This window comes from Bacillus cereus group sp. BfR-BA-01430 (genome assembly GCF_022663115.1).
GTDB lineage: Bacteria > Bacillota > Bacilli > Bacillales > Bacillaceae_G > Bacillus_A > Bacillus_A cereus_BD.
Genome location: NZ_JAKUEW010000013.1, coordinates 79,662 through 99,048, shown reverse-complemented (window position 1 = coordinate 99,048; position 19,387 = coordinate 79,662). Strand labels below are relative to the sequence as shown.

Genomic DNA, 19,387 nt, shown 5'->3' with positions numbered 1-19,387 from the left:
TGGAAATGAGCTATTATCACTTTTAGAAAATGCTGGACGAATGGGGATTCCCCTTCCACAAGCATTAACAAATGCAGTTGAAATTTTAAGTAATAAGAGCAATAAGACAAGTTCTGAATATGATAATAGAGGAGATGTTGAATAATGGGACATATTGTAGATATTTCAAAATGGAATGGCAATATTAATTGGGACGTAGCGGCACCGCAACTTGATTTAGCAATTTGTCGGGTTCAATACGGTTCCAAAAAAATAGATGAGCGTTACAAAAGTTATGTAGATAATTTAGAAAGACAGGGTATACCACATGCAGCATATGCTTACGGGTGTTATATAAGTGTAAATGATGCCATCGTGGAAGCAGATGACTTCATGAAACGTGTGAGTCCAAATGCAAAATTCCTTGTTCTCGATGTAGAAGATGATACATTGAAGAGCTGTGGAGCAACAAATTTAGCAAAAGCTTCTCAAGCATTTATTGATCGTTGCAAGTCAAAAGGATGGAAAGTAGGACTATATGTATCACATCACATGTACAATAACTACGGTTTAAGCGGAGTGAAAGCAGATTTCCTTTGGATCCCTCGTTATGGCGGAAACAAACCTGCATATGAGTGCGATATTTGGCAATACACAGAGACAGGGCACGTGCCTGGTATTGGTAAATGTGATTTAAATAAATTAATCGGAAATAAACCGCTGGCTTGGTTTACAAATCAAACTGTTGAAAAACAAGAAGGAGGATTTATCGTGGCGGATAATAAATTAGTTGCAACAGGCGGAATTGGTTTTAATCATTTACAAGAGGTAGCAGAATTCCTTAACAAACTTGGGTACGGTGCTTCAATCGTTATTTCTGGTAAAAATGACGGGATTTTTAGCATTCGCACTGAAAGACGTATCGGTTCCGAATTAGATAAATTCACAGCGTGGTTAGATGTGAAAAATTGGTGGTATCAATACGAATAATGAAAGTAGCCGGCTCTTATGAGTCGGCTCTTTTTGTTTTTTTCTAGTAAAATGGTTATTTGCTTATGTCTTTCCTTTAAATCCTCTAATGATATATTTGTGATGGCAGCATTATTTATGAAGAAGTTTTTATGAGAAATTTTCTTCTGGTCATCATGTTTTAATAATAAAGATGCAATTTCTTTTTGTTTGCCAAAAATATCTCGGATTAACTGATCTTTTTCATGTTTTGTTTGACTAAATATCATAACATTCCCTCCTTGTTTAAAATTCATTTATTAAAATTTTAATAGCCCTAGGTTTTGAATGATCGCGCTGAATGTATCCTTTCTCTTCTAGTTTCAGCAAATGACCATGTATTGTAGAGGATGATGCAATTCCTATACCTTCTCCAATTTCTCGTATAGATGGTGGATATCCATTTTCAATTACTTTATCGCGTATAAATGTTAAAATTTGAGATTGTCTTCTAGTTAGAATCATATATGTTAACCTCACTCTTATATAGGAAATATTTAACTATATAATACCAAAAGAAAAACATTAAATCAAACGTACGTTCTATTTTAAAAAGGAATATATTTAAAAAAGATCTATCACAACTTTAAAGATTGTAGATAGCAAGGTATCATATATTATAGAAGATAATAAAAAATAAAACAGGATAAAGTGTAGTGGGGAATGAAATCTCACTTATCGATATTTTGAAATCTGAATCAGAAGATGTGATCGATATGATTCAACTTAGTATGGAGTTAGAAAAAATTAAAGAGTATATTGATATTTTAGATGAGAGGGAGAAAGAAGTCATTGTAAAGCGTTTTGGACTCGGACTGGATAAGGAGAAAACGCAGCGGGAAATCGCAAAGGCACTTGGGATTTCAAGGAGCTATGTATCAAGAATTGAGAAGCGAGCACTGATGAAAATGTTTCATGAATTTGTGAGGGCGGAGAAAGAGATGAAAGCAAAGGAATAAGAAAAAGGAACGACTGCCGTGTCAATGCAGTCGTTTTTCTTTTGATGAAGGTGATAAAAAGCGAAACGAAAAGAAGAAATATATGTTCACTGTTGAAAATGATGGATTCTATCTGTAATATTAGAAGGTGCTAACGAATTTATCCAGCAGTAACAGGCAGTAAGACTTTTATTTTAGATTGAAAGAAAAATAAAGATGATAGATAGGAGTCTGGTTGTCTGTAATCGCTTGATTGGTAAAGATTCATAATCAGCGGGAGAGGGAAAATCTTGCTGCTTACAGTTTCACTTTATGAAAGAAGTCATATTTTTCTTGTATAATATGTAGACTGTCTGTAATAACGTAAAGGTGTTTATTTAGATAAACGGCATGATATCGCAAGAAAAGAAGGGAAAGCTATATGTAATTGTTACTTTAAGAGTGATTAGGAGGTTTCGCAGTTTGCGACGTACATTATATCGACTGATGATCGAACTTACAAATGGGCGTTTTACTTCTTATATATTACGTAAATTTGCACAGTCTCGTTTCAGTTCTATTATTATTCCATCTTATGCAAAAGTGTTTCAAATTAATCAAGATGAGATGGAAAAAGATTTAAAAGAATATCGAACGTTACATGAGTTGTTTACACGTAAATTAAAAGAAGGAAAGCGAATGATTAATACAGAGGCAGCAACTGTTGTTAGCCCTGTTGATGGAATTTTTGCGGATTTTGGATCTATCGAAGAATCGAAAACATTTGATATTAAAGGTAAGCGCTATTCGATTGTAGATATGCTTGGCAATGAAGAAAGAGCAAGTCGTTATGCCGGCGGTACATATATGGTGATTTATTTAAGTCCAAGTCATTATCATCGCATTCATAGTCCACTTTCCGGTATTGTGACAGAGCGGTTTGAGCTAGGGAAAAAATCATATCCTGTAAATGCAGCAGGCATGAAATATGGGAAAGAACCTTTGTCAAAGAATTATCGTTCTGTTACAGAAGTAGATAGTGAAGGAAAGCATATGGCGCTAGTAAAAGTAGGAGCTATGTTTGTAAACAGTATTGAACTTCTTCATAAACGAAACACTGTTCAAAAAGGTGAAGAGATGGCATACTTTACATTTGGTTCGACAGTTGTTCTGCTGTTTGAACAAGGAATGATCGAAGCTGTTTCAACGTTAACAAGCGGTCAAGAACTCCGTGTAGGCGAAAAGATTGCAACTCGATTAACCTCATAGTAGTGAACAGTAGAAGTCTATAATAAGCTTGTATGGACTCAAAGAAGTGAGATGTGTCAATGTGTCTAATGAAAGTTCCTGAAAGTTGGAAAGTTCATTTTAGTTAAGAGCCATCTTACCGATGGCTCTTTTTACAAATAAGACATTATTTTATATGTACTTAAGAAGATTTGACAAGCTTGTCCTCTAATGAACGTCTAATGATTTCTTGTTTTATAAGTAAAATAAAGTCAGGATTTAATTTTAGTTCTTTTGCTTTATAATAAGACTCAGTGAGTAATTCGGTAGATAACTGTTCTATATGATTTGTATTCAAGATGAGTCACCTCCTAGTAATTAAGGATAGGTTCTTTGTTGCATCTAATGTATCAAAAAAATATGACGGTCACAAACGTATGGTTATCCACAAAGTGTCGTGGATAAATTGTGTATGAAATGTTAATAATTTCTAAATTGATTGAAATATTAATGTGGAAAATGTGTACAAGTTTATCCACATGCTGTCTATCGAAAAATGTTGTCGAAAAATTTTATGAAAAATCCTCAAAGAGGTGAAAGAAATTGAAACTATTTTTACCAAATGAATACGTGAAAAACGTATATCATGTTCAACCAGAAGAGCTAAAAAAACGTGGAATTAAAGGCGTTATTACAGATTTAGATAATACGTTAATTGAATGGGATCGTCCGAATGCCACGCCACAGCTTGAACAATGGTTTTTGAACATGAAGGAACAAAACATTCAAGTGACGGTTGTGTCAAATAATAACGAAAAACGAGTAAAGGATTTTGCAGAACCACTTGGAATTCCATTTATTCATAGTGCACGTAAGCCGTTTGTTCGTGCATTTAAACGTGCAATAGAACGAATGAATTTGAAGCCAGAGGAAGTCGTAGTCATTGGAGATCAGATTTTAACAGATGTATTAGGTGGCAATCGAGTTGGGCTACATACGATTTTAGTTGTACCAGTTGCACAAACGGATGGATTAGTAACGCGCTTCAATCGAAAAATTGAGCGAAGAATTATGAAAAAAATGAAGAAAAAAGGTTTAATTAATTGGGAGGAATAAAGTTTGATTGAAACAATTAAATGTATTGGTTGTGGTGTAGAGATTCAAACGGAAAGCAAAAATGAAGTTGGATATGCACCAGCTTCATCTTTGCAAAAAGAGCAAGTCATTTGTCAACGTTGTTTCCGTTTAAAGAATTATAATGAAATCCAGGACGTGTCGCTAACGGATGATGACTTTTTACGTATTTTAAATGGAATTGGCCAGTCAGAGGCATTAGTTGTTAAAATTGTTGATATTTTTGATTTTAATGGAAGTTGGTTACCAGGGTTACATCGTTTTGTTGGGAACAATAAAGTGTTACTTGTAGGAAATAAGGCAGATTTAATTCCGAAATCTGTAAAACATGATAAGATGAAACATTGGATGCGCTATAGCGCAAAGCAGCTTGGTTTAAAAGCAGAAGATATCTTTTTAATTAGTGCAGCGAAAGGACAAGGTATTCAAGAACTTGCAGAGGCAATTGAAAAGTATCGCAACGGTAAAGATGTATATGTGGTAGGATGTACAAATGTTGGGAAATCAACATTTATTAATCGCATGATTAAAGAATTTAGTGAAGAAACTGAAAATGTGATTACAACATCTCATTTTCCAGGAACAACGTTAGATTTAATTGATATCCCATTAGATGATACGTCTTCTTTATATGATACACCAGGAATTATTAATCATCATCAAATGGCTCATTATGTTGGGAAGCAAAGTTTAAAAATAATTACACCAACAAAAGAGATTAAGCCAATGGTATTCCAATTAAATGAAGAACAAACATTATTCTTTAGTGGATTGGCACGCTTTGATTATGTGAGCGGTGGTCGTCGTTCATTTACTTGCCATTTCTCAAACCGTTTAACAATTCATCGTACAAAGCTAGAAAAAGCAGATCAATTACATGAAAAACATGCTGGGGAATTATTAAATCCACCAACTCCAGAGGAATTAGAAAGCATGCCTGAATTTGTGAAATATGAATTTAATATTCGTGAGCCAAAAACAGATGTTGTATTTTCTGGATTAGGATGGGTTACTGTAAATGAACCAGGAGCAAAAATTGTTGCTCATGTACCAAAAGGAGTTAGTGTTTCATTACGTAAATCTTTAATTTAAATGGAGAGGGATTTATGAAACAATTATATGGTGTAATCGGAAATCCAATTGGACATTCCTTATCACCGCTTATGCATAATGATGCGTTTGAACATTTAGGAATAGATGCTCATTATCATGCGTTTCTTGTAGAAGAAGAGATGCTAGGGGAAGCTGTGAAAGGGTTAAAGGCGTTAGGAGTTTCAGGGATCAATGTGACGACTCCACATAAAGTTTCTATTATGAAATATTTAGATGAAATTGATCCGTTAGCAAAGCAAATCGGTGCAGTAAATACCGTTGTTCATCGAAACGGCAAGCTTGTTGGTTATAATACAGATGGAATTGGATATGTTCGTTCTTTGCAGTCTATTAGTAAAGAATCCTTACGTCACAAACGCATGTTAATACTCGGTGCAGGTGGTGCATGTCGAGCCATTTATTGTTCGCTAGTAGCTGCAGGCGTAAAAGAAATCGATATTGCCAACCGGACGGTAGAAAAAGCAAAGCAGTTGATTGCAAGTAGCAAAGAACGGGTTGTTTCAAATGCACTTTCACTAGAGCAAGCGACGGAAGCACAAGAGAATTATGATGTGATCATTCAAACAACAACGATAGGTATGCATCCACATGTACAACAGACGCCAATGCAAATTGGCTCTTTAAAACAAGGGGCAATTGTTTCTGATATTATTTATAATCCTTTTGAAACGAAGCTCTTACATGATGCGAAATCGAGCGGAGCGATTGTTCAAAACGGTATTGATATGTTTGTTTATCAAGGAGCACTTGCCTTTGAGATGTGGACTGGAATGATGCCAGACATTAATAGAATGAAACAATTAGTAATAAGAAAGCTTGGAGGATAATGATATGTTAACAGGAAAACAAAAAAGATTTTTACGTGCAAAGGCGCATCATTTAACACCGATTTTTCAAGTAGGAAAAGGTGGCGTAAATGAAAATATGATTAAACAAATTGCAGATGCATTAGAGGCTCGTGAATTATTTAAAGTGAGTGTATTACAAAACTGTGAGTTTGACCGCCGTGAAGTTGCAGAAGAACTAGCACAAGGTGCGGGAGCAGAAATTGTTCAGGTGATTGGAAGTACAATCGTTTTATATAAAGAATCAAGAGAAAATAAGCAAATTCAACTCCCGTAATCGTCGAGGATTTATATAGGTTTTTTCCGAAAAAATGCTTATTGTAGATGAAATGAACATAAGTAAGCTTTTCCAAAAGATAAGCTCTTTTCATGTTTTTTGAGGGAGAAATTGAAACTTTAATCAGTAGAGGTTTGATTCCTCGCTGATTAAAGGCCCTCATGAATCGGGTTGCCCCAAAATAGCGGGATAAAATAAAGGAGGCATTTCCTTTGAAAAAGATCGGAATTATTGGTGGTACCTTTGACCCGCCGCATTATGGACATTTGTTAATTGCGAATGAAGTGTATCATGCATTAAAACTGGATGAAGTTTGGTTTTTACCTAATCAAATACCGCCTCATAAGCGGAATCGAAATGTTACAAGTGTAGAAAATCGACGAAGGATGTTGGAGTTAGCAATAGAGAATGAAGGCCATTTTTCACTTTGTTTAGAGGAGCTTGAGAGAGAAGGCCCATCTTATACATATGACACTATGTTACAATTAACGAAGAAGCATCCGGACACAACGTTTTATTTTATTATTGGCGGTGATATGGTGGAATATTTGCCAAAGTGGTATAACATCGAAAAACTACTTGAACTTGTAACGTTTGTTGGCGTTGCAAGGCCTGGCTATACTTTACAGACACCTTATAAAATTATGACGATAGAAATTCCGGAATTTGCTGTTTCTTCATCTTTACTGCGAGAAAGATATAAGAATAAGAAGACGTGTAAATATTTGCTTCCAGAACAAGTACAGTCATATATTGAGAGGAATGGGTTGTATGAATCGTGAAAAAGCTCTTGAAATTGTAAAAAAACAAATGCACGAGAAACGCTATATACATACGATTGGTGTAATGGAAACAGCGATTGAATTGGCTCAGCGATATGGTGTGGATGAGAAAAAAGCAGAGATGGCTGCTATTTTTCATGATTATGCGAAGTGTAAACCAATTCAAGAAATGGAAGAGATTATTAAGCGGACGGATTTGCCAAAAGATTTGCTTCAATATAATAAAGAGTTATGGCATGCACCGGTTGGGGCATACTTAGTAGAAAAAGAAGTAGGCATTACAGATCCGGAAATTTTGCAAGCTATTACATATCATACGAGTGGTCATGAGAAGATGACAATGCTTGATAAGGTTATTTATGTAGCGGACTATATTGAACCTGGACGCAAGTTTCCGGGCGTAGATGAGGCGCGGAAGTTAGCGCAGGAGGATATAAATAAAGCATTATTATTTGCATTAAAGCGTACGATTCAATTTTTAATGGAAAAGAACCAAACGATTTATCCGTTAACATTTCAAACGTATAATGCAGTTGTAAAGGAGGAAATTACTGGATGAATAATAAAGAATTATTAATGGTAGCAGCAAAGGCAGCTGATGATAAACGAGCAGAGGACATCGTAGTATTAAATATGCAAGGGATTTCACCAATTGCTGATTACTTTATCATTTGTCACGGGAATTCTGATAAGCAAGTACAAGCAATCGCGCGTGAAATTAAAGCAAAGGCACATGAATTCCAAATTGATGTAAAGCGTATGGAAGGATTTGATGAGGCACGCTGGGTTCTTGTAGATCTTGGTGATGTTGTAGCTCATGTATTCCATAAAGATGAGCGCGATCATTATAATTTAGAGCGCCTATGGGGCGACGTGCCGCGCGAAGATATTACAGAAGAGTTAAGCCAATGAGATATGAGCAATTTGCATTACTGTACGATGAACTTATGAATGATGTCCCATATGACAAGTGGGTAGAGTTTACAGAGGAGAGTTTGCAGCAGGCGGGGATGAAAGAAGCGAAAATCCTTGATGTAGCTTGTGGTACTGGGAATGTAACGCTCCCGCTTGTACAAAAAGGTTACGATATGACTGGTGTAGACCTTTCGGAAGAAATGTTAGCAGTTGCCCAGCAAAAATTAGGAGCAGAAGGGCACTTCATCCCATTTTATCAACAGGATATGAGAGAATTAGATGTTCCTGGAGAATTCGATTGTGTAACAATCTTTTGTGATTCATTAAATTATGTATTGCAAGAAGAAGGGATACAAGAAACATTTAAGAGAGTATTTCATCATTTACGGAAAGATGGTTTATTTTTATTTGATGTGCATTCTTTATATAAAATTCATCACATCTTTCAAAATGAAACGTATACAGTAAATGGAGAAGAGATAGCCCTTATTTGGAACTGTTTTCCTGGAGAAGTACCAGATAGCGTGGAACATGAATTATCATTCTTTGTCCAAGATTCAGAAGAAGGTGTATATCACCGATTTGATGAATATCATATGCAGCGTGCGTATCCGGTTGAACTGATTACGAAATGGCTTGAAGAAGCCGGTTTTTCTGTAATCCGTGTTACGGGTGATTTTGAACGCATGGAAGTAACAGAACAGACAGAACGCATCTTTTTTATGGTGAAAAAGAATGGATAAAACGAAAAGCAACCTATTTATTGGTTGCTTTTCGTTTTATTTTATTTTGCAAAAATAAGAGAGAATAAAGGATTTTGTATATAGATGGCGTATTCTTTACGTGTGCCTGTTAAATTGTTCTTCTACACCTGCTAAATCTTCTGCATATTTTTTATGTGTTCGTTCGAATAACTTGTGGAACATATCTCCGACGTGTCCTTCTAAAATTTGGATTCCTTCTCCGGTGACCCCACCTTTTACACATACTTTTTCTTGTAATGTCGGTAATGTGAAAATTTCTTTTTCAAGCAATTTCCCCATCCCAATAATCATTTCACTTGCTAAAGTAGTAGCTTCTTCATGAGTAATCTTTGTTTGATCTACCGCTGCGTCAATAAAGCACTGTAATAAATAACTGAAGAACGCTGGTCCGCAACTTGCAATATCAGATGAAACGCGCGTAATATCTTCTTCAATGACCATAGGTGTAGAAATATTTTTAAATAATTTCAGTAATTGTTGTTTCCATTTCTCAGAACAGTTTTTTCCGAATGTGAATAGTGAAGCGCCAGAGAATGCTCGGTTTGTAATGCTTGGAATAATGCGTGCAACGTGACAAGAAACCACTTTTTCTAATTGGCTGGCTGATATAGGACTAGTGATAGAAATTAAACATTTTTCATCGGTCAAGTAAGCGGTATGTTGTTTTAAAATAGGATAAATATCTAAAGGCTTGACGCAAATAAAAACAAGTTCTGAACGTTCTATTACTTCTTGCACTGTTTTTGCTATATAAATAGAAGGATACTTCTCTTTTATATGATATGCTTTGGCAGGCGTACGATTAATAATAGTGAGGCACGAAGGTTTGACAGCGCGTGTTTCTAAAAAAGCATCAATGAGTATATTTCCCATGTTTCCTGTCCCTATGATTCCGATGTTCAATGTTTCATCCCTCCTTCGTAACATCTTTCTCCTAAACAATATGAACTATGTTGTGAATTTATGAATTGGAGGAATAAAATGATGTGGAATTTACAAAAGAAGTGGTTTGCTTTATTAGGAGCTGCTGGATGTGTGATTGTTCTTTTTTTATGGCAGACAAACAATCAAGAAGAGAAATCGACAGTTCAACTTCAATCGGCTACAGTTATGAAAAGTGAAGGGAAAAATAAATCAAAAGAATTGGAAACAAAAGAACAGAAAAAAGAAATTATTGTTGATATAAAAGGAGCTGTGCAAAGAGAGGGGGTGTATGAGCTAAGAGAAGGTTCTCGCGTGAAAGACGGTATTGAAAAAGCAGGAGGGTTTTTGTCAGAAGCGGATGTAACACGAGTAAATTTAGCTCAAATGATGCAGGATCAAATGCTTTTATATATTCCTAAAAAAGGGGAGCAATTACATGAAGCAACGATACCTGTTCAACAATCTGGAAAGATAGCAATCAATCAAGCTTCAAAAGAACAGCTTGAAAATATAACAGGAATCGGTCCGAGGAAAGCGGAGGCAATTATCAAGTATCGTGAAGAGCGTGGATCATTTCAAAAGATAGAAGATTTATTGGAAATAGACGGAATCGGAGAGAAATCGCTTGAAAAGATGAAAGATCAAATTATAGTCCCATAAAGCAAAACGGAAGTCGTACCATAAAAAATCAAAGCAATGTGAAGTCTCCTTTAATCTTCATAGCTAGGCTTATACGACTGAAAATTTTATGGAAATATAATAAAATATTGACGAGCTTCTTCTTCTTTCGCTACACTACAGATGGACAAAAAGGTGGGTGAAGATATGGAACGAATTTCTTGGGATCAATATTTTATGACGCAAAGCCATTTGTTATCGCTACGTAGCACATGTACAAGGCTTGCAGTAGGAGCGACAATTGTTCGCGATAAGCGAATTATTGCAGGTGGTTATAACGGTTCGATTAAGGGTGGTGTTCATTGTATAGACGATGGGTGCTATGTCATTGATAATCATTGTGTGCGTACCATACATGCAGAAATGAATGCTTTATTGCAATGTGCGAAATTTGGTGTGAAAACAGAGGGTGCTGAAATTTATGTCACGCATTTTCCTTGTTTACAATGCTGTAAAGCGATTATTCAAAGTGGTATTACGGCCGTGTATTATGCGCAAGATTATAAAAATCATCCGTATGCGATAGAGTTATTTAAACAAGCAAATGTGACTGTAAAGCATGTTCCTTTAGAATATGATATTGCATCATTAGAGCAACAAGAGCGTCATATGCAATTGAAAGAACTGTTTTCTTCGTTAGAAAAAGAAGATTTAACGATGGACGAACTACAACAAGTATTCACAAAAGCGAAACAAATGCTATAAGGAGTGAGTAGGAGTTGCGTAGGCAGTGGGGCTATATTGCAATTTCTTTTGTAATAGGAATTGCAATTGCCTGTTCCTCGTCTCAAGTATTGGTTACGATTTTATTTGGGTGTTATTTTTTATTCTGCATATATCGTACTTCGCGTCAAACCCTCATGTTCTGTATAGTAGCGTGTCTTAGTAGTTTTCTTTATACATCCTATATTGAACAGGAAAATAAACCTTCTATGCGTTATGATTTGGAATTCATAACGGGTGTGATTCAAAATACCCCTCTTATGAATGGAGATCGCCTCTCTTTTCAAATAGAAGATCACTCAAAAAATAAAGTGCAGCTATTTTATAAAATGCAGTCAGAGAAGGAAAAGAATATGCTGCGCGGGTTACGTGTGGGGATGGAATGTACTGTTAGAGGAGCGTTAAAGGAACCGCCAAGCGCCCGGAATTTTCATGGATTTGATTATAAACATTACTTGCACAAACAAAGGATTCATTTTTTGTTTGAAGCAACCGAAATAATGGATTGTAACAACAATCATGTCACATTTGTGAATTGGCTTTTTCAATTGAGACAAGAAGCAACTTTGGCAGTTGCAGAAATGTTTCCTGAACAATCAGGTGCGTTTATGAATGCGCTATTATTTGGAGACCGCCAATTCATGTCATATGAAGTGGAACAGCAATATCAACAGTTTGGTTTGATTCATTTGCTTGCTATTTCGGGTTCGCACATTGTATTACTATCGGCAATTGTATATTTTATTTTGCTTCGAATTGGTGTAACAAGGGAAAGAACAACCACTGTTCTTATCATTTGTATCCCGTTGTATATGTTTTTTGCGGGGGCATCTCCTTCTGTTATGCGAGCCTCTATTATGGGTACTTTATTGCTCATAGGGGTGATGCATTCCTTTCGTTTATTCAGTATAGATGCGATTAGTGTAACAGCTATATTCATGCTCATATATGACCCATATATGCTTTTTGATATCGGATTTCAATTTTCGTTTATTGGCAGTTTGGCGTTATTGTTATCTGCAAATACATTGTTACAGTATAACCGCGGAGTAATTCCAAATGCGGTCATCCTTTCTCTTATTTCACAACTTGTCAGTATCCCGATTACGCTACATCATTTCGGTTATTTTTCTCCATATAGTATTCCCCTCAATTTGATCTATGTTCCATTCTTGTCTTGTATTGTATTACCGTGTAGCATCATTATTTTTTTATGCATGATGCTTTTCCCCCCGATGGCAAAAGGGATTGCACATCTACTGTCTATATGTTTACGCATTTCTAATGATATTTTGCAGTATGGTGAAGCCTTTCCTTTCGTACGGCTTACGTTTGGACAAACTCCTCCATTTCTTGTAGCACTTTATTCCTTTAGTATCATTATTATATGTATCGTGTGGGAAAGAGCGATTAGGAAAGCATTTTTATATTTCGCCTTTGGCAGCTTCTTTTTTCTATGCATGTGTCATTATCTATCTCCATATTTTCGCGCAAGTGGTAGTGTGACATTTATTGATGTGGGACAAGGTGATGCGATATTGATTCGCCTTCCGTACGAGAAAGGAGTGTATCTTATCGATACAGGAGGGACAATTCCGATAAAAAAAGAACATTGGCAACAGAAGAAACATGAATTTTCTATTGGGGATGATGTGCTCCTTCCTTTTTTACAAAAGCAAGGAATTCGCACGATCGATAAGTTGATTGTAACACATGGTGATGCTGATCATATGGGAGCGGCTAAAGAGGTAGTATCAGCTCTTGATGTAAAAGAAGTTATATTTGGAAAAAAGAGAAAAGATTCCGTATTAGAAGCTGAATTGAAGCATCTTGCGCAGAAAAAAGACATTCGAATCAATGAGGTGAAAGAAGGTGACGGATGGAAGATCGATGAAGCAGAATTTAGAATACTATCACCAGAGGGAACCGAAACAAGTGATAATGATTCTTCTATTGTGTTATGGACAAAAATAGGGGAGTTTACATGGTTGTTTACAGGAGATTTAGAAGAAAAGGGTGAGGAGCGTATAGTAAAACAGTATCCAAACTTGCGAGCGGACATATTAAAAGTTGGACATCATGGGAGCAAGACATCTTCTACTGCTCCGTTTTTGCATCTTATTCAGCCGAAGAAAGCGATTATTTCGGTAGGGGAGCATAATCGATACGGGCATCCGCATGACCAAGTATTAAAGCGCCTTGAGGAAATGCAAGTGGAAGTATGGCGGACAGATAGAGAAGGAGCCATTTTATATACTTTTCAAGGAAAGAATGGAACATTTCAAAGCAAATTAACATATGATGAAGCACAGAAAAGGATGAAAAAAGACCGCAAGTAGCGGTCTTTAGGAACCTATAAATTTAATGATTGTTGCAATAATAAAAAGTGTTGCGAAAAAACCAAATGAGACGATAAATCCTACCCCTGAATCAACAGCGTCATTACGTTTACTTTGAACGTTTTGCTCAAATTCATTCATTTAGCATCCCTCCCCAACATTCCACTTTAGTATAAAATATTGTCAGAAAAAAATCTACAATTTCCCTGCATAGATAGTAAGAGTATGCCATGGATTCTCCTTTTTTGGAGGTGAATATCTTAAAAATAAGAAAGATTTACATTACCAAGCATGTTAACAGTTGGTACTTATACTTGGAGAGTTGCTGTAAATAATAAAAGTAAAGTGGTTTACCGCACACCAATAAGATTCCCGGGGCTTATTGCGTGGCGTTTTATATAAATAAAGGAACAGGTAATGATACCTGTTCCTTTGGACTTGTAAAACATGACATCCACCAGTAGTATAAAGGTATATTGCCAAATTAGGGAGTAGGAAAAGTATGAGTGATATACATAAGAAAATTAAAAAGAAGCAGTTTGCCCCGTTTTATTTATTGTATGGAACGGAAGCCTATTTTATAAATGAAACAATCGATTTAATTACAGTGGAGGCACTTGCCGAAGAAGATCGTGATTTTAATATTGTTACATATGATTTAGAAGAGGCGTATTTAGAGGATGTAGTAGAAGATGCAAGGACACTTCCATTCTTTGGAGAGCGAAAAGTATTATTAATAAAGTCCCCGTTATTTTTAACATCACAGAAAGAAAAATTGGAACAAAATATAAAGATTCTTGAGGAATATATTGCTGAACCATCCCCGTTTTCGATCATGATTTTTATCGCTCCATATGAAAAGTTAGATGAGCGAAAAAAAATTACGAAGTTATTAAAGAAAACGGCTGAGGTAGTAGAAGCGAATGCTATGCAAGTGCAAGATGTTAGGAAATGGATTGTAAAGCGTGCTGAAGAAGTTCATGTGCATGTTGAAGAGGCGGCTGTAAGCTTGCTTTTGGAGCTCGTAGGAAGCAATGTAACAATGTTAGCGAAGGAAATGGATAAGTTAACACTGTATGTTGGAATGGGCGGAGATATTACAACAAAACTTGTAAGTGAGCTTGTACCGAAGTCAGTTGAGCAAAATGTTTTTGCCTTAACAGAAAAAGTCGTAAAAAAAGATATAGCAGGAGCAATGAAAATATTAGATGGCTTATTTACGCAGCAGGAAGAACCAATTAAATTATTAGCGTTGCTAGTGAGTCAATTCCGTTTATTACATCAAGTAAAAGAGCTACAGCAGCGAGGATATGGGCAAAATCAAATTGCTTCGCATATTGGTGTTCATCCGTACCGAGTAAAATTGGCGATGAATCAAACGAAATTTTTCTCATTTGAAGAATTGAAAAAGGTAATTTTCGAGTTAGCGGAAGCGGACTATAGTATGAAGACAGGGAAAATGGATAAGAAGTTAGTTCTAGAATTTTTCTTAATGAGACTAAATCATATGTGACCGAAAAAGTTCATGCGGCAATTAGCATGAACTTTTTTGTATATAAAAAAACGACCCAAATGGATCGTTTTTAAACGTCTTACGCGTTTACTTTTTTCGCTAAGCGAGATTTTTGACGAGCTGCAGCGTTTTGGTGGATAAGACCTTTACGAGCTGCTTTGTCAAGTTTTTTAGAAGCAGTTTTGAAAGCTTCTTTAGCATTTTCAAGATCGTTATTAGAAACTAAAGCTTCTACAGTTTTAACAGCAGTACGCATGTCAGATTTGATAGAAGCGTTATGTGCACGACGCTCTTCGCTAAGTTTAGCGCGTTTGATAGCAGATTTGATGTTTGCCATACTTTTCACCTCCCTGGTGCGATCGAGTGACTCGATACTTACATAGAACAAGTGATATTCTATCAAACGGTGGAGAGAATTGCAATAGCGATATCAATGAAATTTCATATAAAGGAAAGAATGGCTCCATAGAACTTTGGGAAATCTAACTATATTTACTATAAATTATGGAGGAGATACGATGAAAGAACCATTGGATTTAAGTAAATATGCTGTTAGAACTGACCTTGCGGTAGAAGCGCATCAAATGTTGCAAGAACAGCAACAAGAAAACACCGGTATTCAAGGTGTGATGATAAAAGAGCGTGAAGAAGAAGGAATGACGATTACGAAAGTGACGATTGATGAGAGTGCTTCGGAAGCAATGGGTAAAAAGCCTGGGAATTATTTAACACTTGAAGTGCAGGGAATTCGTCAGCAAGATACAGAACTGCAACGAAAAGTAGAGCGTATTTTCGCAAAAGAATTCGCTTATTTTTTGGAAGAGATCGGGGTTGAGAAGGAAGCGAGTTGTTTAATCGTTGGATTAGGAAATTGGAATGTAACACCAGATGCACTTGGTCCGATTGTTGTAGAGAATGTCCTTGTAACGCGCCATCTTTTTAAATTGCAACCTGAAAGTGTGGAGGATGGATATCGTCCTGTTAGTGCGATTCGTCCGGGTGTCATGGGGATTACTGGAATTGAAACGAGCGATGTGATTTACGGTATTATCGAAAAAACAAAGCCAGATTTTGTAATTGCAATTGATGCCTTGGCGGCACGTTCTATTGAACGAGTAAATAGTACGATACAAATTTCAGATACAGGGATTCACCCAGGTTCTGGAGTAGGGAATAAAAGAAAAGAACTTAGTAAAGAAACGCTTGGCATTCCTGTAATCGCGCTTGGTGTTCCAACCGTTGTAGATGCGGTTTCTATTACGAGTGATACGATTGACTTTATTTTAAAACATTTTGGACGCGAAATGAAGGAAGGAGATAAGCCTGCTCGCTCTTTATTACCAGCCGGATTTACATTTGGTGAGAAAAAGAAATTAACAGAGGAAGATATGCCGGATGAAAAAAGCCGCAATATGTTTTTAGGGGCTGTAGGTATGTTAGAAGAAGAGGAAAAACGAAAATTAATTTATGAAGTATTGGCTCCGCTTGGACATAACTTAATGGTAACACCAAAAGAAGTAGATGCGTTTATTGAAGATATGGCAAATGTAATAGCAAGTGGTTTAAATGCAGCGCTTCATCATCAAATTGATCAAGATAATACAGGAGCATATACACATTGAGTCGATTTTTGTTGCAATGTGTGTGCTGTGTAATTTTCTGTCTGTTTATCATGCTTGCTGGAATTGGAATGGCAAACTATGGATTGAAGAGTATGAAAGGGTATCGGCAGCCGACATATGAACAAATAGCTCATATGACAGGAACGAAACAAGGAAATATAGAAACAGAAATTTTGAGCGAGACGTTTTCTGCAAGTGAAAAGCAAAAACAGTTAGAAAAACTTAGAAGTTTTAATATAGTAGAAGATGTTGGAATGAAAATTGCGGAATTGACTCGTAACATTGCAAAGTTTGGACTAGATATAGCGATTGGAAAAATGAAAGAAATTTTTAATGCGTTAGGAGCATCTTAAGTTAGAAAGTTGTCAAAAACCCACTTTTATTATGGCAGGGGCACAAGATCAAAATATATTCGCATTTCGACAAGAGATATCGACTAACCGGTAAAGTGAAACTTTAATCAGCGGCGTGGTTCTTCATCCGTCACTAATTAGGAGCCCTTACCAATCGGGTCGTTACTACCTAAAAATAGCGGGATGAAATGCGCCCCTTCGCATCTAGTGAAAAATAGAAATAGGAATTGGTATTTATTATTTTTGTTCAGCTCGTCCAAAAAGTTATACGTATATGACGAGCTCTTTGTTTGAAAAAGATTTGTCTCTTAATATGTACTCGCATAAGATAAAGGTAGAATGATTTGTCTTGCAAGTAGCACGAGTTTTCATTGAATCTTTGCTGCTCTATTGATATAATCAGTGCTAGTGTATATTGGCGAGACTATTAGGAGTTGAGAACATAGATGAACAAAGAAGAAAGAGCAAAAAGACAGTCCAAAATTCGTAACTTCTCTATCATTGCTCACATTGACCACGGAAAGTCAACGTTAGCAGACCGTATTTTAGAGAAAACAAATGCGTTAACACAGCGCGAAATGAAAGCTCAATTGCTTGACTCTATGGATTTAGAGCGTGAGCGCGGTATTACAATTAAATTAAATGCAGTTCAATTAACGTATAAGGCGAAAGATGGTGAGGAATATATTCTTCATCTAATCGATACGCCAGGACACGTCGACTTTACGTACGAAGTATCTCGTAGTTTAGCGGCTTGTGAAGGGGCAATTCTTGTTGTGGATGCAGCGCAAGGAATTGAAGCACAAACGTTAGCGAACGTATATTTAGCATTGGATAACGATTTAGAAATTTTACCGGTTATTAATAAAATTGATTTGCCAAGTGCTGATCCGGAACGTGTTCGTCAAGAAGTAGAAGACGTAATTGGATTGGATGCTTCAGAAGCTGTGCTTGCTTCTGCAAAAGCAGGAATTGGTATTGAAGAAATTTTAGAACAAATTGTGGAGAAAGTACCAGCTCCAGATGGTGACCCAGAAGAGCCGCTACAATGTATGATATTTGACTCTTTATATGACCCGTATCGCGGTGTAATCGCATATATCCGCGTTGTAAATGGTACAGTAAAAGTCGGCGATAAAGTACGCATGATGGCAACTGGTAAAGAGTTTGAAGTAACAGAAGTTGGTGTATTTACACCGAAAACAACGCAGCGAGATGAGTTAACGGTAGGTGATGTTGGTTTCTTAGCGGCATCTATTAAAAACGTAGGAGATACGCGTGTTGGTGATACAATTACACATGCGAAACGTCCAGCAGCAGAACCATTACCAGGTTATCGTAAATTAAATCCGATGGTATTCTGTGGTTTATATCCAATCGATACAGCTCGTTACAACGATCTTCGTGAAGCGTTAGAAAAGCTGCAATTGAATGACTCGGCTTTAGAGTTTGAACCAGAAACATCACAAGCGCTTGGCTTCGGTTTCCGCTGCGGTTTCTTAGGACTTCTTCATATGGAAATTATTCAAGAGCGTATTGAACGTGAATTTAAAATTGATTTAATCACAACAGCACCAAGTGTTATTTACAAAGTGTATTTAACAAATGGTGAAGAAATTGTTGTAGATAACCCATCTAATATGCCTGATCCACAGTCTATTGATCGTGTAGAAGAGCCGTATGTAAAAGCGTCTATTATGGTGCCGAACGATTATGTAGGTGCGGTTATGGAAATTTGTCAAGGAAAACGCGGTACGTTTATTGATATGCAATATTTAGATGAAACACGTGTTACATTAACGTATGAGATTCCGCTTTCAGAAATTGTATATGATTTCTTTGATCAGCTGAAATCGAATACGAAAGGATATGCTTCATTTGATTATGAATTAATTGGATATCAAGCGTCTAAGCTCGTGAAGATGGATATTTTATTAAATGGAGAACACGTCGATGCATTATCATTTATCGTACATCGAGACTCTGCGTATGATCGCGGTAAAATAATCGTAGACAAGTTAAAAGAATTAATTCCAAGACAGCAGTTCGAAGTACCAATTCAAGCTGCAATCGGAAATAAAATTGTAGCGCGTTCTACAATTAAAGCGATGCGTAAAAACGTACTTGCAAAATGTTACGGTGGTGACATTTCTCGTAAGCGTAAATTGCTTGAAAAACAAAAAGAAGGTAAGAAGCGCATGAAGTCTGTTGGGTCGGTAGAAGTACCACAAGAAGCGTTCATGGCTGTATTACGAATGGACGATGATAAATAAA

24 protein-coding genes and 1 pseudogene are annotated in these 19,387 nt (G+C 36.4%); 19 read left to right on the top strand and 6 right to left on the bottom strand.

The features are described 5' to 3' along the window. Positions 1 to 145 (top strand): phage holin family protein (locus tag MR058_RS18605; protein WP_242145363.1); only part of this gene is annotated, 145 nt, incomplete at its 5' end. Beyond that, the gene (locus MR058_RS18600; protein WP_210351781.1) at positions 145 to 969 is read left to right on the top strand and encodes a GH25 family lysozyme; all 825 of its coding nucleotides are present in this window, start codon (positions 145 to 147) and stop codon (positions 967 to 969) included. The genes MR058_RS18605 and MR058_RS18600, both read left to right, overlap by 1 nt. Here the strand turns inward: MR058_RS18600 and MR058_RS18595 are convergent. Further along, positions 957 to 1,217 carry a hypothetical protein gene (locus tag MR058_RS18595; RefSeq protein ID WP_210351780.1) on the bottom strand — a complete coding sequence of 87 codons (261 nt, stop codon included), beginning with the start codon at positions 1,215 to 1,217 and terminating at the stop codon, positions 957 to 959. The genes MR058_RS18600 and MR058_RS18595 overlap by 13 nt on opposite strands. Before the next feature lie 16 nt (positions 1,218 to 1,233). Then, a complete protein-coding gene (locus MR058_RS18590) occupies positions 1,234 to 1,452 on the bottom strand; it encodes a LexA family protein (protein ID WP_210351779.1) in 219 nt (72 codons plus the stop codon). Positions 1,453 to 1,646: 194 nt separating this feature from the next. Between MR058_RS18590 and MR058_RS18585 the strand changes: the two are divergent. Both MR058_RS18585 and MR058_RS18580 read left to right on the top strand, forming a co-directional pair. Then, a pseudogene (locus MR058_RS18585) lies at positions 1,647 to 1,946 on the top strand (sigma-70 family RNA polymerase sigma factor); the annotation flags it as partial. Between the two features lie 441 nt (positions 1,947 to 2,387). Next, positions 2,388 to 3,173 (top strand): phosphatidylserine decarboxylase, encoded by a 786-nt coding sequence (locus MR058_RS18580; protein ID WP_242145361.1) that lies wholly within the window; start codon positions 2,388 to 2,390, stop codon positions 3,171 to 3,173. Positions 3,174 to 3,333: 160 nt separating this feature from the next. Here MR058_RS18580 and sda read toward each other — a convergent pair whose 3' ends face one another. Then, entirely contained in the window at positions 3,334 to 3,489 is a 156-nt protein-coding gene (sda, locus tag MR058_RS18575) for a sporulation histidine kinase inhibitor Sda (RefSeq protein WP_012095527.1), read from the bottom strand. A 245-nt stretch (positions 3,490 to 3,734) separates the two neighbouring features. Between sda and MR058_RS18570 the strand changes: the two genes are divergently transcribed. From MR058_RS18570 to MR058_RS18535, 8 genes are all read left to right on the top strand, one after another. Beyond that, on the top strand, positions 3,735 to 4,247 hold the full coding sequence (locus MR058_RS18570) for a YqeG family HAD IIIA-type phosphatase (RefSeq protein ID WP_242145360.1): 513 nt from the start codon (positions 3,735 to 3,737) through the stop codon (positions 4,245 to 4,247). 3 nt (positions 4,248 to 4,250) lie between these two features. Then, complete coding sequence (gene yqeH, locus MR058_RS18565) at positions 4,251 to 5,357, top strand: ribosome biogenesis GTPase YqeH (protein WP_242145359.1); 1,107 nt, start codon at positions 4,251 to 4,253, stop codon at positions 5,355 to 5,357. Positions 5,358 to 5,371: 14 nt separating this feature from the next. After that, positions 5,372 to 6,205, top strand: a complete 834-nt coding sequence (aroE, locus tag MR058_RS18560) for a shikimate dehydrogenase (RefSeq protein ID WP_242145358.1) — start codon at positions 5,372 to 5,374, stop codon at positions 6,203 to 6,205. A 4-nt stretch (positions 6,206 to 6,209) separates the two neighbouring features. Further along, entirely contained in the window at positions 6,210 to 6,500 is a 291-nt protein-coding gene (yhbY, locus tag MR058_RS18555; protein ID WP_012095523.1) for a ribosome assembly RNA-binding protein YhbY, read from the top strand. Positions 6,501 to 6,712: 212 nt separating this feature from the next. Further along, positions 6,713 to 7,282 (top strand): nicotinate-nucleotide adenylyltransferase, encoded by a 570-nt coding sequence (locus MR058_RS18550; protein WP_242145357.1) that lies wholly within the window; start codon positions 6,713 to 6,715, stop codon positions 7,280 to 7,282. Further along, positions 7,272 to 7,841, top strand: coding sequence for a bis(5'-nucleosyl)-tetraphosphatase (symmetrical) YqeK (yqeK, locus tag MR058_RS18545; protein ID WP_242145356.1), 570 nt, complete (start codon positions 7,272 to 7,274; stop codon positions 7,839 to 7,841). Before MR058_RS18550 ends, yqeK begins: the two co-directional genes overlap by 11 nt. Further along, on the top strand, positions 7,838 to 8,194 hold the full coding sequence (gene rsfS, locus MR058_RS18540; RefSeq protein WP_242145355.1) for a ribosome silencing factor: 357 nt from the start codon (positions 7,838 to 7,840) through the stop codon (positions 8,192 to 8,194). The genes yqeK and rsfS overlap by 4 nt, the downstream gene beginning before the upstream one ends. Next, positions 8,191 to 8,940, top strand: coding sequence for a class I SAM-dependent DNA methyltransferase (locus tag MR058_RS18535; protein ID WP_242145354.1), 750 nt, complete (start codon positions 8,191 to 8,193; stop codon positions 8,938 to 8,940). Before rsfS ends, MR058_RS18535 begins: the two co-directional genes overlap by 4 nt. A gap of 96 nt (positions 8,941 to 9,036) precedes the next feature. Here the strand turns inward: MR058_RS18535 and comER are convergent, their stop codons facing one another. After that, positions 9,037 to 9,864: a late competence protein ComER gene (gene comER / locus MR058_RS18530; protein WP_242145353.1), complete on the bottom strand. Its 828-nt coding sequence runs from the start codon at positions 9,862 to 9,864 to the stop codon at positions 9,037 to 9,039. 78 nt (positions 9,865 to 9,942) lie between these two features. Between comER and MR058_RS18525 the strand changes: the two genes are divergently transcribed. The 3 genes from MR058_RS18525 to MR058_RS18515 all read left to right on the top strand — a co-directional run bounded on the left by MR058_RS18525 (position 9,943) and on the right by MR058_RS18515 (position 13,625). After that, a complete protein-coding gene (locus tag MR058_RS18525) occupies positions 9,943 to 10,545 on the top strand; it encodes a helix-hairpin-helix domain-containing protein (protein WP_277926616.1) in 603 nt (200 codons plus the stop codon). A gap of 165 nt (positions 10,546 to 10,710) precedes the next feature. Further along, a complete protein-coding gene (locus tag MR058_RS18520) occupies positions 10,711 to 11,268 on the top strand; it encodes a ComE operon protein 2 (protein ID WP_242145351.1) in 558 nt (185 codons plus the stop codon). A gap of 14 nt (positions 11,269 to 11,282) precedes the next feature. Continuing rightward, positions 11,283 to 13,625, top strand: a complete 2,343-nt coding sequence (locus MR058_RS18515; protein WP_242145350.1) for a DNA internalization-related competence protein ComEC/Rec2 — start codon at positions 11,283 to 11,285, stop codon at positions 13,623 to 13,625. Positions 13,626 to 13,631: 6 nt separating this feature from the next. Here the strand turns inward: MR058_RS18515 and MR058_RS18510 are convergent, their stop codons facing one another. Beyond that, the gene (locus tag MR058_RS18510; protein ID WP_041810028.1) at positions 13,632 to 13,766 is read right to left on the bottom strand and encodes a YqzM family protein; all 135 of its coding nucleotides are present in this window, start codon (positions 13,764 to 13,766) and stop codon (positions 13,632 to 13,634) included. Positions 13,767 to 14,127: 361 nt separating this feature from the next. Here MR058_RS18510 and holA point away from each other — a divergent pair, with 361 nt between their 5' ends. Continuing rightward, the gene (gene holA, locus MR058_RS18505; protein WP_242145349.1) at positions 14,128 to 15,138 is read left to right on the top strand and encodes a DNA polymerase III subunit delta; all 1,011 of its coding nucleotides are present in this window, start codon (positions 14,128 to 14,130) and stop codon (positions 15,136 to 15,138) included. Positions 15,139 to 15,217: 79 nt separating this feature from the next. Here the strand turns inward: holA and rpsT are convergent, their stop codons facing one another. Beyond that, positions 15,218 to 15,475: a 30S ribosomal protein S20 gene (gene rpsT, locus MR058_RS18500; protein ID WP_012095513.1), complete on the bottom strand. Its 258-nt coding sequence runs from the start codon at positions 15,473 to 15,475 to the stop codon at positions 15,218 to 15,220. Positions 15,476 to 15,656: 181 nt separating this feature from the next. Here rpsT and gpr point away from each other — a divergent pair, with 181 nt between their 5' ends. From gpr to lepA, 3 genes are all read left to right on the top strand, one after another. Continuing rightward, the gene (gpr, locus tag MR058_RS18495) at positions 15,657 to 16,760 is read left to right on the top strand and encodes a GPR endopeptidase (RefSeq protein WP_242145348.1); all 1,104 of its coding nucleotides are present in this window, start codon (positions 15,657 to 15,659) and stop codon (positions 16,758 to 16,760) included. After that, the gene (locus MR058_RS18490) at positions 16,757 to 17,113 is read left to right on the top strand and encodes a DUF3679 domain-containing protein (RefSeq protein ID WP_277926617.1); all 357 of its coding nucleotides are present in this window, start codon (positions 16,757 to 16,759) and stop codon (positions 17,111 to 17,113) included. Before gpr ends, MR058_RS18490 begins: the two co-directional genes overlap by 4 nt. A gap of 446 nt (positions 17,114 to 17,559) precedes the next feature. Next, positions 17,560 to 19,386, top strand: a complete 1,827-nt coding sequence (gene lepA / locus MR058_RS18485; RefSeq protein WP_242145347.1) for an elongation factor 4 — start codon at positions 17,560 to 17,562, stop codon at positions 19,384 to 19,386. Position 19,387: the final 1 nt, after the last annotated feature.